The following is a 12177-nucleotide window of genomic DNA, read 5'->3' as shown; positions in this document are numbered from 1 at the left end:
TTGTCGATCAGGCCGGGTCAGGGAGCGGCGTCTGGTGCCGTAGATCGCACGGCGGAGGGGTGAGGGCGGCCGGGGTCGTCGCGCAGCAGCCGGCGCCGGGCGGTTCGGCGGCCTCCGGCTCGTCGAAGAGGCCCGCTCCTCCGCAGACGCCGGTCTCGGGGAGGGTCAGCTCGACGCGCTCGGCGGCCTCGTGGTCGCCGGCCAGGGCGGCGGCGACGGAGCGGACCTGTTCGTAACCGGTCATCGCGAGGAAGGTCGGGGCCCGGCCGTAGGACTTCATGCCGACGAGGTAGACGCCCTTGTCCGGGTGGGAGAGTTCGCGCACGCCGTGCGGCCGGACGGTGCCGCAGGAGTGCTGGTTGGGGTCGATCAGGGGGGCCAGCCCGGCCGGTGCCTGGAGTCGCTCGTCGAGGCCGAGGCGGAGCTCGGCGAGGAACGTGAGGTCGGGGCGGAAGCCGGTCAGGACGAGGACCTCGTCGACCGGATCGAGGCGGCGGCCGTCCTCCCCCACCAGGGTCAGGCGGCCGTCCCCGGCGCGTTCGACGGCCTCGGTGCGGAAGCCGGTGACGGCGTCGGCGTGTCCGGCGTCGACCGCGGCCTTCGCGGCGAGGCCGAGGGCGCCGCGGGCGGGAAGCCGGTCCGCTTCGCCGCCGCCGAACGTGGACCCGGCGAGGGAGCGGCGCAGGATCCAGGTGGTGTGGGTGCCCGCGCCGTCCTCCGCCTCGGCGAGGGCGGCGAGGTGGGCGAGTGCGGTGAAGGCGGAGGCGCCGGAGCCGATGACGGCGGTGCGCCGGCCCGCGTAGCGGGCCCGGACGGTCGGGTCCCTCAGGTCCGGGACGCGGTAGGTGATCCGGTCGGCGGCGGCCTTCTCGCCGAGGGCGGGCAGCCCGCTGCCGCCGGCCGGGCCGGGGGTGGCCCAGGTGCCGGAGGCGTCGATGACGGCACGGGCCAGGGTGCGACGCTCCCGCCCGTCGGTGGTCTCGTACTGCACGACGAAGGGCTGCGACGCGCGCTCGGCGTCGACGACGCGGTCGCGGCCGGTGCGGGAGACGCCGGTGACGCGGGCGCCGTAGCGGACCTGCTCGCCGAGGACGTCGGCGAGGGGCTGGAGGTAGAGCTCGGCCCACTCCCCTCCGGAGGGGTAGGCGCCCGGCTCCGGCATGACCCAGCCGGTCGGGGCGAGGAGCTTCTCGGCGGTGGGGTCGACGACCTCACCCCAGGACGAGAACAGCCGTACGTGCGCCCACTCCCGGACCGCCGCGCCGGCAGCGGGACCGGCCTCCAGGACGAGGGGCTGCAGCCCGCGTGCGCGGAGGTGGGCGGCGGCCGCGAGACCGATGGGGCCGGCCCCGATGACGACGACGGGCAAGGGTGCGCTGGACGTGGCCACGACGGACTCCCGCTGATTCGACAAGTGTCGATGTAACGACTCTCCCAGAGTGACCCCTGGATCGACATTCGTCAACATAGACATTCATCGAATTTATGCGGATGATGGAGCCATGTCCGCTACGAAGGCGCTAACTCTGCTCGAGCCGGACGCCGCCGCGCCCTGCTGCCCGCCGTTGACCGAACGCCCCTTGACGGCCGAAGAGGCCGAGCGGAGCGCCGTGATGTTCAAGGCGCTGGGCGACCCGGTGCGCCTGCGCCTGTTCTCGCTGGTGGCCTCGCACGAGGGCGGCGAAGCCTGCGTGTGCGACATCTCGGACGTCGGCGTCTCCCAGCCGACCGTCTCCCACCACCTGAAGAAGCTCAAAGAGGCGGGGCTGCTGTCGTCCGAGCGTCGCGGCACCTGGGTCTACTACCGCGTCGAGCCGGCCGTACTGGCGGCCATGGGACAGCTGTTGACCCGGCCGGGCGGCGCGTGAGCGCCTAGTCCAGGCGCTGACGCACACCACGCGCCGGTCACATGTGGCCCGGTCACATGCGGCCTGGTCACATGTGTCCCGACCCTATGCGTCCTGCTCGTACACGGCCTTGCCGCGCGCGAAGACGACGGACACCAGGGCCAGCCCCACCACGACACCCACGAGCTGCATGCCGACGAAGGCCGGGACCGACGCCGGAGCGATGCCCGCGAACGTATCTGTGAAGGCACGGCCGATGGTGACGGCCGGGTTGGCGAAGGAGGTCGACGACGTGAACCAGTACGCGGCGCCGATGTACGCGGCCACTGCGACGGGCGCGAGGCGCAGGCGGCCCGTCCTCGCCAGGCCGAAGATCAGCAGGATCAGCCCGGCCGTGGCGACGACCTCCCCGAGGAGGAGGTTCCCAGCCGAGCGGTCGTGGGTGGACCACTGCACCAGCGGCTCGCCGAACATCGCGTCCGCCAGAACGGCGCCCGCGATGGCACCGACGATCTGGGAGGACACGTACACCGCCGACTCGCGGGCGTCGACACCCGCGCCGCCGCGACGGGTCGTCCACCACTCGGCCAGGGTGACGGCCGGGTTGAAATGGGCGCCGGAGACCGGTCCGAGAAGCGCGATGAGAACGCCGAGGCCGAAGACGGTGGCGGTGGAGTTGGCCAGTAGCCGGAGCGCGACGTCGTCGGTGAGCCGGGTGGCCTGGATGCCGGAGCCGACCACGACCGCGACCAGGGCGGCGGTGCCGACGAACTCGGCGGCCGCCCGGGCCGGCAGCGGAGGGCGGGGCGGGGTCGCGCCGGGCACGGGCGCCGGCGACACCTCGCGGGCTATGGCGCCCTTCTCGGAGGGCTCGGTGGCGGTCACGTCAGGGTCTCCTCGGGCAGGTGGGGCACGACATGCGAGCAGCGAGCAAGAGGGCTTACGGACACGACCGCTTGAGGCCCGCGTCAGCGGTGGCACGCGCGGCGCGGGCGAGGTCGGTGAACTGCCCGGCGAGGGTTTCGACGACCTCCGGGCGCAGCCGGTAGTAGGTGTACCTGCCGCACGGCTCCGTATCGACGACGCCGGCCTCGCGCAGCACCTTCAGGTGGTTGGAGAGGTTCGTCTGCCTCGCCCCCGTCTCCTCCACGAGATGGGTGGTGCAGAGCGTCTCCCGGGCGAGCAGAGTCACGATCCGGAGCCTGAGCGGGTCGGCCAGCACCCGGATCAGATCAGTGTCGACTGATGTCAGCATGGGCTGATACTGTCACATCCGTCGAGGCGTCGCCTGACCCACGATCCGCAAGGAAGAACGATGCCCTCCACCCCTGCCGCGTCCGTCCTCTTCGTCTGCGTCCACAACGCCGGCCGCTCCCAGATGGCCGCCGGGTTCCTGCGCCACCTCGCGGGAGACCGCGTCGAGGTCCGTTCCGCCGGCTCCCTGCCAGGCGACCGGATCAACCCCTCCGCGGTGGCCGCCATGGCCGAGCTGGGCATCGACATCTCCGCCCAGCGGCCCAAGGTGCTGACCCCCGAGGCCGTCCGGACCTCCGACTACGTCATCACCATGGGCTGCGGCGACGCCTGCCCGTACTTCCCCGGCAGGACGTACCTGGACTGGCGGCTGGACGACCCTGCCGGCCAGGGCGTGGAGGCCGTCCGCCCCATCCGGGACGAGATCAAGGCACTCGTCGAGGGCCTCATCGCCGAGATCGACGCCCGGCCGACTGTGTGACCCTCACGGTCGAAGGGACGGCCGGGGATCACACCGGAGCGGACCCCGCCCTGGCATACGGAGAAGCCCGGGAGAACCGCAGCGCGCTCGCACGGCCTGCGCGGCATCGGGCGGTCCTGATGGTCTGCGCTCAGCGGCTTCAGTGCCGTCCCAGTTCCCACAGGCCCAGATTCCGTTGCCCTCGGCCAAGTGGTGGCCCCCGGTGACGGTGGCGCGGGTTACCACGTAGTTCTTCTTCTGCCACAGGGGGATGAGGGGGACGTCCCGTGCGACGGTTCGCTGGATCGCCAGGAACTGCGGAATGGTCTCCCCGCGGTCGGCGTGCCGCTGTGTGTCCTGGATCGCCTTGTCGACCTCGGCCGAGGTGTATCCGTTGTGCACGGTGTTGCGCGTACCCACCAGCGGTTGCACGAAGGTGTCGGGGTCGAGGAAGTCGGGAGCCCACGCGGTGGTGAAGGCGTCGAACTCGCCGCGCTCGCATCGCTTTTGGTAGGTGTTCCAGTCGGCTTCTTCGACGAGCTCTACCTTGAAGAGGCGATTCTTCTCCAATTGCCGCTTCAGTTCCTTCGCTTCCATGGCGGCGGGGCCGTTCTGATGGCCCAGGGTGATGGGTACCGGAAGGGTGATGCGGGCGGAACGGAGACGCTGTGCCGCGTACCGGGAATCCGCCTCGGGGTATTCGTCCAGGAACGCGGTGTCATGACCGGTGATGCCTTGGGGAACGAGGGAGTACAGCGGCGTCACCGTGTATGCGAACACCTCTGCGGCCAGCCTCCCGCGGTCCACGAGGGCGGCGACGGCTCGGCGGACGGCGAGCTTCGTCAAGGGGCTGCTCGGGGAGCGCAGGTTGATGGCGAGGTAGCGCGCGTGTGTGCCCTCCCCGATGGAGAGGCGGAGTTCCGGGTCGGCGGGATCGATCTCGGCAAGGGACGCGGACGGCAGTCCGCTGTAGGCGACGTCGATGGTCCTCGCCTTCCAGGCCGTCCCGACGTCCTGTGCCGTCGGGTAGAAACGCACGCGAATCGGTATGCCCTGCCGTTTCACCGCCCCCTTGTACGTCGGATTCGGTTCAAGGTCGACAGCCTTGCCCTCCGTATGGGCGGAGACCACATAGGGACCGGATCCGACCGTTTTCCCGTCCGTGCGCAGCCGATCAAGAGGGAACTCGGCCGGATCGACGATCGAACCGGCTCCTGTGGCGATCTTGTGGGGCCATGTGGCATCCGGCGCACTGAGGTGAAACGTCACGAGCGAGTCGCGGGCCTCGACCGAGCGCAGATTTCCGAACAGCGTGCGCGGCCCCAGGGGATGGCTGATGCGCAGGATGCGTTCGAAGGAATGCTTCACTGCCATGGGGGTGACCGGACGACCATGGGAGAAGACGAGGTCGTCACGGAGCTCGCATCGATAGGTGGTGAGTGCGGAGTCGGTGAATCCGCACTCCTTGGCCGCATCAGCTCGGGGTACCGGCGACCCCGCATCGAAGGTGAGCAGGGCTTGGTAGATGTTGTTGTACACGGCCAGCGACCCGCTGTCGTATGTTCCCGCCGGGTCGAAACCTGACAAGCCACTGGCCGTCCCGATGACGATCGGCTCGGGTTCCGGTTCCATGGCCGCCAGCGCGTGGCACCCTCCGAGCAGCAGTAACGCCACGGCCGCCGCTGCGAGGCCCAGGCTCTTCGGCTTCATGAATGGAGGTCTCCTCGTATCAGGCGCCCGGCGGCCCGCGGCCGCTCGGGGAGATCAGTGCCGGTGTGGCCGTGGTTGCCGGTCGGTGCCGCTGCCGGCTGCGGCGAGCCAGTGGGCGACCTTCGTTCGCACGGGAACCTCGTTCGGCGTATGGGGGGGAGCCCCAGGCCTGTCCGGCCGGCGGGCTGAGAAGTGGGGGGTACCGGCCGGACAGGCGGTCGTAGGGGCCAGGCCGTCACCGGCCGATGAAGCCGGTGTAGAGAAGGTTGTCGGGTGATCCGGCTCCGATGCCGGTCAGCTTGCCCTTGGTGGCGTTGTTCTTGAGGGCGGACTGCACCTGGGCGGGTGTGGCCGTCCGGTCGGCCGAGAGGTAGAGCGCGGCGGCGCCCGCCACGTGCGGGGCGGCCATCGATGTACCGGACATCGTCGCGGAGGCGGTGTTGCTCGTGATGCCGGCCGAGACGATGGCATCGCCAGGCGCGAAGAGGTCGATGCAGGGGCCGATGTTGGAGCGGATCCACCTGCTGTCGTTGCGGGCGCTCGCACCGACGGTGATGGCCTCGGGCACCTTCGCGGGCGTGACGTAGCAGGCGTCGGAGCCGTAGTCGTTGCCGGCCGCGACGACGTTGACGATGCCGGAGGCCACGGAGTTCTTCACGGCCGTCGCCACGGCCTGGCTGGGGTACTCCAAGCTCAAGTTGGCCACCGCGGGCTTCACCGCATTGCGCGCGACCCAGTCGATGCCGGCGGCGATACTCGTCGAACTCAGGTTGCCGGCGCAGTCGGCGACCTTGACCCCGACCAGCCTGACCCCCTTGGCCACACCATAGGACGCGCCGCCGAGGGTGCCGGCGACATGGGTGCCGTGCCCGTGGCAGTCGGTGTTGTTGCTGTCGATGGTGTTCGTGCCCCAGGACGCGCGTCCACCGAAGTCGCTGTGCGAGGTGCGGATGCCGGAATCGATGACGTACGCGGTGACGCCCGCCGCGGTGTTGGGTGCCGTGTAAGCGCCGTTGAGCGGCAAAGCCCCCTGGTCCACACGGTCCAGACCCCAGGAGGAAACCGCCTGCAGGGAGCCCTTGGCGTCCTGCTCGACGTAGGCGACCGCCGGGTCGGCGGCGAGCCGCTTGGCCCGCTTCTCGGTCATCCTGACCGAGAAGCCCTTGAGCGCGGAGGTGTAGGTGTGCCCGACCTTGCCGCCGTAGCGCAGGGTCAGGTCGGCCTTGCGCTGCTCCACACCCTTCGCCGTCGCGCCACCGTCCTTGAGGACGACGAGGTAACTGTCCTTGACGGTGTTGCGCGCGCCGGCTCCCAGAATGCTTCCTTCGGCGGCGGCAGCCGTCCCCGGCATGGCCACCAGTGCGGTGGCGGCCAGTCCGGCGGCGAGTGCCGTGCCGAGTATCTTCCGTGCGGGCAGTGCGGTTCTCCGGTGCATCGATGCTCCTTGTTCGGGCATGCCGTCGCTGTGGCCGGGGGTAGCCACACTGGGTGGGAGGGCATGGGAAGCTCCGCCGCGCAACGCGCGGTCCTGTGGTTCCGGTCATGAGGGGGCATGCGGCCTGCCGATGCCCTCCTTGGCATCGGCAGGCCCCTGGTTCGGGCAGGAGGGGTGGAGCTGTCAGAAGGTGAGGCTCCAGGAGTCGATGTAGCCGGTGTCACCGCTGTAGACGTCCGTCACCCGCAGCTTCCAGGTGCCGCCGGCGGCCGCGCCGGAGCCGTTGACGGTGAAGGTGGTGATGACGTCGGCCGCGCTGTCGCCGGAGCTGGGGGTCTTGAGCTGAGTGGTGCCGCCGTTCGGGGCGACGAGCTCGATGCGCAGGTCACCGCGGTAGGTGTGCTTGATGTCGACGGCGACTTTGAGAGCTGTCGGCGCGTTGCCGCTGATGCCCGTCACCGCGAGGGAGGAGGTGATCGGGGTGTTGGTGTCAGGGATGTTCACGTTGGCCGCGTTAGTGAACACCGTGCCGGCGGGCTGCGAGCCGGTCCCGCCGGACGCGCCGAGCGTCCGGGCCGCGTCGGCGAGTCCCGCGCCGCAGCCTCCGGAGCAGGTGCCAGGCAGTGTGCGGGCGTTGGCCTTGATCGCGGACTCGATCTGGGCGGGCGTCATGGACGGGCTCGCCTGGTTCATCAGCGCGGCGAGGCCCGCGATGTGCGGGGCGGCCATGCTGGTGCCCTGGTATGCCGCGTACGTCTCGTTGCCGGTGTTGCGAAGGCCGGCGTTCACCGTGGACCAGATGCCGGTCGCGGAACCGAGGGCGGTCTCTCCGCCGGGGGCGGTGACGTCGACGATGTTGCCGTAGTTGGAGTAGGCGGCGCGGTTGCCCTCACGGTCGGAGGCGGCGACGGTGATGACGTTGTCGCAGTTGGCCGGTTGGAAGCCGGTTGCGTTCATGTTGCTGTTGCCGGCCGCCACGACGACGGTTGTGCCACGGCCCACCGCGCCGTTGATGGCGTTCTGGGTGCCGGGGTTGCAGACACCGGCACCGCCGAGGCTCATGTTGATGACGTCGGCCGGGTGCGGGTTGGCGGGCACACCCTGCACCGGACCGCCGGAGGCCCAGGTGATGGCGTCGATGATGTCGGCGTCCGTGCCGCCGCACCACCCGAGTACGCGGACGGGCTGGACGGTCGCGTCGTGTGCGATGCCGGCGACACCCCTGCCATTGCCGGTGGTGGCGGCGATGGTGCCGGCCACATGGGTGCCGTGCCAGGAGTTGTTCCTGTCGCTGTCGGGGACCGGCCGGCCGAGCTCGTCGACGCCGCAGTCGCCCCTGTTCATCCAGTCGCCGTTGTCAGCGGCGTTGTTGTCGCGGCCGTCGCCGTCGCGGGACATCCGTGTGTCCGTGATGAAGTCGTACCCGGTGATCACGTTGGCGGCGAGATCGGAGTGGGCGACGTAGCCGGTGTCGATGACGGCGACCTTGACGCCTTCACCGGTCGCCTTGTCCCAGGCGCCGGGGACGTTCATGCCGGCCACGGCCTCGAACAGGTCCCACTGGCGGTCGTAGTAGGTGTCGTTCGGCGCGGCGGCCGTGGCGTACACACGGCGATCCGGGACGGCGTACGCAACGTCGGGGTCGGCACGGAAGGCGGCCATGACGTCGGCCGCGTCCTTCTGGCCGAGTTCGGCGCCGAGGTCGACCAGCGCGGCTCCGGTGCCCAGGCGGCGCTCGAAGCCGAGGGACTCACCGGCCTTCTTGCCCTTGGCCTCGGCGTCCCTGGCCGCCGCGTCGTCGGACCTGGCCTCCGTGGCCCCGGACGTGTAGCCGACGATGAGACGCTCGACGGGCCCGTCGGTCGCCGGCGCCGCGGCGCCCGTCTGCGACGCTCCCGACGCGGGAAGGGGCGCACCGGCTCCGGGGACGCTTCCCTCGACGGCGCCCGCCGTCCCCGGCACGATCGCCAGCACTGCGGCGGCCAGACCGGCGGCGAGCGCCGTGCCGAATATCTTCCGTGCAGGCACTGCAGATCTGTGGTGCATCGCTGCTCCTTGTCCAGGCATGCCGTCCCCGTGGCCGGGGTCGGCCACCGTGGGGTGGGACGGCATGGGAAGCTCCGCCGCACGACGCTGAAGGGGTGAACAGCGGCGGCGGAACTGGGACCAGGATTGGGGCGCCCGCAACCGCCTGTAAATCGCTGTGCACTTCCGGTTCCGGACAATGTCCTGTTCAGCAGGGAGGGGAGGGATGAAACGCAACAGAGGCCGCATTCGCCGCGAAACATGTCCTTTCTCCGCGCTGCCAGGAGACCTTGACGTCCAATCGGAGCGCGACCTACAGTCCCCACCACCCCAACGACCCCACCGTTGGCATGGGAGGTAGACGTGTTCTCGCTGGAGCCCGTCGGTCTCGGGCAGCTCGAGAACGACGCCTACCTCGCCCTGCTCGACCTGAAGCGGGCCACGACAGAAGGGCTCGCGGAGAGCACCGGCTGTTCCCCGGCCGAACTGCGCCCCGCTGTCCGCCGCCTCCTCGACCACGGGCTGGTCCAGCAGATCGGCTTCACTCCCCCGCTGTACGCCCTCATCGCCCCCGACGAGGCCCTGCCCGCGCTGATCAGCCGCCGACGCGGCGATCTGACCCAGATGCAGAAGCAGGTCGAGGAACTGGCCGACCGGCTGCGTGCCCGGCCGCACCGGGGAACTCAGGTCGTCGAGTTGCTGGAGGGCGAGGACGCCGTACTGGCCGCGGTGTCCCGGCTCCAGCTGGAGGCGCGCGAGGAGATCGTCGCCATCGACGCCCCGCCGTACATCGGCGGGCAGAGCAACCCGAACGACCTCGAACTGCGCCGGCTCGAGGACGGCGTCGCGTACCGTTTCGTCTACGCCCGTGAAGCCCTGGCGTCGCCCGAGCACATGGCGGCCATGCACCGCTGCATCGACGCCGGCGAACAGGCGAGAATACTTCCCGACGTCACCCTGAAGATGTTCATCGTCGACCGGACCACCGCGATGCTGCCCGTCTCCTACACCGATCAGGACCCCAGCATCCGGCTGCTGGTGCACGAGTCGGCCCTCGTCGACGCCCTCGTCTGCTGCTTCGAGAGCCTCTGGGCACGCGCCACTCCCATCGGCGCGACCGCGGCGCCGCGTGGCCCGTCCGAGAGGGACCGGGAGCTGCTGTCGCTGATGGCCTCCGGCATGAAGGACCGCACCATCGCCCGCACGCTCGGCGTGACCGAGCGGACGGTGGGACGCCGGCTCACCGAGCTGATGGCCGAACTGGGCGTCGAGACACGTTTCCAGGCCGGCGTCCAGGCGGCTCACAGAGGCTGGCTCTGACCCGTTCGGCAGGCGGACACCGGGTCCGGCGGCGTGGACAGGGCCGGAGGGGGATCCTGCGCAACCCGCTGCGAGGCTTGCGGTCGAGGTCGTCGAGGCCCGGACCAGGGCCCAACGTTCGCCTTCGAGGCCGTACGTCCCCGGGCATGTGCCGGTCGTAGCTGCGCAACACAACAACGCAGCAGCCTGGACTCCTCGCTCGTGTACGACCTTGGGACGGGTAGGCCCGCACGTTGATCCCCGGTCCCCACCGCACGCGTTACCCCACGTCGCGGGCTGCCCCCTCGCCCCCCGCCTCCTGGACCCACCGCTCGGTCACGGCCAGTGCGGCCGCCATGATGCTGAGCTGGGGGTTCACCTCCGGGCAGCTCGGCAGAACGGATCCGTCGGCGATCAGTACCCCGCGGACCCCGCGCAGTCGGCCGGCGCCGTCGGCGGGGAAACGGTCCGGGTCCGCGCCCGCCGCGACCGTGCCGGTGGGGTGGAAGGCCGACAGATGGAGCCCGCGTACCGTCCCTCCCGCCAGCGCCTCGTCGAGGGCGGCGAGGTTCCGTACGCGCGGCGCGGACGCGATCCCCGTCAACACCTCCTCGGCGCCGGCGGCGAACAGGACCTGCCCCATGGCCCGGACGGCGGCCATCAGGCGTCCCGCGTCCCGGGGATGGACGTCGTAGCGAATCAGGGTGCGGTCGCGGCCCAGGACTCTTCCGGAAGGACGGTCCGCGATCATGGCTCCCAGCGTGGCGAGCCGCCCGGCGTCCTCCAGTTCACCCCTCAGTTGTCGGCCCACGCCCGGAAGGACGAAGCTGCTCATACCCGGCGGGGTCGCGGTGGCCTCGATCAGGACACCACTGCTGTGCAGTTCCTCGACTCCGACACTCTGCAGCACCCCCTGCCACGCGGTCACCTGTCGCGGAAACCTGCCCGCGACACTGGTCGCCGGATGGACGCTGAGGTTGGCGCCGGTTCCCGGGTGGGAGCCCAGCCCCGATCGCCGCAGCAGTGGTGGGCTCTGCAGCGTTCCGGCTGCCACCACCACGAGAGGGCTGAGGATTTCCAGTTCGCTGCCGTCGGCCCGGCGCACCACCACACCGGCGGCCGCACAGCCGCCCGGGCGGTCCTGGTCCACGAGAATCCGTCGTACGCGGGCACTGGTCACGATCTGTGCGCCCGCCGCGCACGCGTCAGGGAGCACGGAGAGCTGCACGCTCTGCTTGGCGCCGGTCGGACAGCCCACGACGCACTGGCAGGAGCCCTTGCACCCCGGCGCGTTGCGGCGTAGTGGAGCGGCCTTCCAGCCGAGCTCCCGCGCACCGGCCAACGCGAGCATGCCGTTGTTGCCGAGCACGTCAAGGGGCTGGGTCGCGACGCGGAGGGTGCGTTCGACCTCGTCGAGGTGCTCGGCGAAACCTTCGGCGAGAGAGCAGCCATACCGGTGCTGCCATCGCTGGACCACGTGGGCGGGAGTGCGGTAGCACGTACCGGAGTTCACCACCGTGGTTCCTCCGACGGCTCGGCCGGTGGGGAGCAAGAGGGGCGGACGGCCGAAGGCGGCGGTGGCTCCGCCGTCGCGGTAGAGAGCGCCGAACCGGTCGAGTGGTGTGCGTCGTCCGAATGAGGCGGTGGTGTGGTGCTCCCCCTCCTCCACGATGATCGTCCGCAGGCCGGCTCGGGCCAGCGTGCGCGCGGCGACGGCGCCGCCCGCCCCGGAACCGATGACGACCGCGTCCGCCGTCGTCCGCGTGGGCCACTCGGTGGCCGGTACGCAGTCCAGCGGTGGATCGCCGGCTGCGTCGAGCGGCTGCGGATCCGCTGCGGGCCACAGCATTCGTTCGGTGCCCGCGGCCAGCAGGACGGGCACCTTGAGGAGGTCGAGCAGGGCCGCGACGGCCGGCCGGCCGGTCAGGGCGCGCATCACCTCCTCACGGCTGCCGGCATCCAGCGCGCCGAGACTGCGACCGGTACGGGCGAAGGCGTACGCCTCGACCGCCGCGGCCCCCACGTGCAGGCCGGCCCGCGCCGGCCCGGGCATCGCCGCCAGGAGGGTGTGCAGGCGGTGCGGCACCCTGTCCGCCCATCCCGAGTCACGCTCGTCGGTCCCCAGCAAGGCTGCCACGAGTCCGGAG

Annotated in this window: 10 protein-coding genes; 3 read left to right on the top strand and 7 right to left on the bottom strand. The window is 70.9% G+C overall.

Annotated features, from left to right (window positions below):
* Positions 1–7: 7 nt before the first annotated feature.
* A complete protein-coding gene (locus ACFZBD_RS21400) occupies positions 8–1390 on the bottom strand; it encodes an FAD-dependent oxidoreductase (protein WP_391141606.1) in 1383 nt (460 codons plus the stop codon).
* 112 nt (positions 1391–1502) lie between these two features.
* Here ACFZBD_RS21400 and ACFZBD_RS21395 point away from each other — a divergent pair, with 112 nt between their 5' ends.
* Positions 1503–1868, top strand: a complete 366-nt coding sequence (locus ACFZBD_RS21395) for a metalloregulator ArsR/SmtB family transcription factor (protein WP_391141604.1) — start codon at positions 1503–1505, stop codon at positions 1866–1868.
* 84 nt (positions 1869–1952) lie between these two features.
* Here ACFZBD_RS21395 and ACFZBD_RS21390 read toward each other — a convergent pair whose 3' ends face one another.
* Together ACFZBD_RS21390 and ACFZBD_RS21385 are read right to left on the bottom strand one after the other, a co-directional pair.
* Entirely contained in the window at positions 1953–2732 is a 780-nt protein-coding gene (locus tag ACFZBD_RS21390) for an aquaporin (protein ID WP_391141601.1), read from the bottom strand.
* A gap of 55 nt (positions 2733–2787) precedes the next feature.
* Positions 2788–3102 carry a metalloregulator ArsR/SmtB family transcription factor gene (locus ACFZBD_RS21385; protein WP_391141598.1) on the bottom strand — a complete coding sequence of 105 codons (315 nt, stop codon included), beginning with the start codon at positions 3100–3102 and terminating at the stop codon, positions 2788–2790.
* A gap of 60 nt (positions 3103–3162) precedes the next feature.
* Between ACFZBD_RS21385 and ACFZBD_RS21380 the strand changes: the two genes are divergently transcribed.
* Positions 3163–3582, top strand: coding sequence for an arsenate reductase ArsC (locus ACFZBD_RS21380; RefSeq protein WP_391141596.1), 420 nt, complete (start codon positions 3163–3165; stop codon positions 3580–3582).
* Positions 3583–3585: 3 nt separating this feature from the next.
* On the opposite strand, the gene ACFZBD_RS21375 is transcribed toward ACFZBD_RS21380, so the two are convergent.
* The 3 genes from ACFZBD_RS21375 to ACFZBD_RS21365 form a co-directional block, all read right to left on the bottom strand.
* Positions 3586–5271, bottom strand: coding sequence for an ABC transporter substrate-binding protein (locus ACFZBD_RS21375; RefSeq protein ID WP_391141593.1), 1686 nt, complete (start codon positions 5269–5271; stop codon positions 3586–3588).
* A gap of 235 nt (positions 5272–5506) precedes the next feature.
* Positions 5507–6706 carry a S8 family serine peptidase gene (locus tag ACFZBD_RS21370; protein WP_391141591.1) on the bottom strand — a complete coding sequence of 400 codons (1200 nt, stop codon included), beginning with the start codon at positions 6704–6706 and terminating at the stop codon, positions 5507–5509.
* A 183-nt stretch (positions 6707–6889) separates the two neighbouring features.
* A complete protein-coding gene (locus tag ACFZBD_RS21365) occupies positions 6890–8752 on the bottom strand; it encodes a S8 family serine peptidase (RefSeq protein WP_391141588.1) in 1863 nt (620 codons plus the stop codon).
* 342 nt (positions 8753–9094) lie between these two features.
* Here ACFZBD_RS21365 and ACFZBD_RS21360 point away from each other — a divergent pair, with 342 nt between their 5' ends.
* Positions 9095–10051 carry a helix-turn-helix domain-containing protein gene (locus ACFZBD_RS21360; protein ID WP_391141587.1) on the top strand — a complete coding sequence of 319 codons (957 nt, stop codon included), beginning with the start codon at positions 9095–9097 and terminating at the stop codon, positions 10049–10051.
* A 259-nt stretch (positions 10052–10310) separates the two neighbouring features.
* On the opposite strand, the gene ACFZBD_RS21355 is transcribed toward ACFZBD_RS21360, so the two are convergent.
* Complete coding sequence (locus tag ACFZBD_RS21355) at positions 10311–12167, bottom strand: GMC family oxidoreductase N-terminal domain-containing protein (protein WP_391141584.1); 1857 nt, start codon at positions 12165–12167, stop codon at positions 10311–10313.
* Between the last annotated feature and the right edge of the window lie 10 nt (positions 12168–12177).

The organism is Streptomyces sp. NPDC008121 (assembly GCF_042957155.1).
Classification (GTDB): domain Bacteria; phylum Actinomycetota; class Actinomycetes; order Streptomycetales; family Streptomycetaceae; genus Streptomyces.
This window is presented reverse-complemented; position numbering and strand designations above follow the sequence as displayed.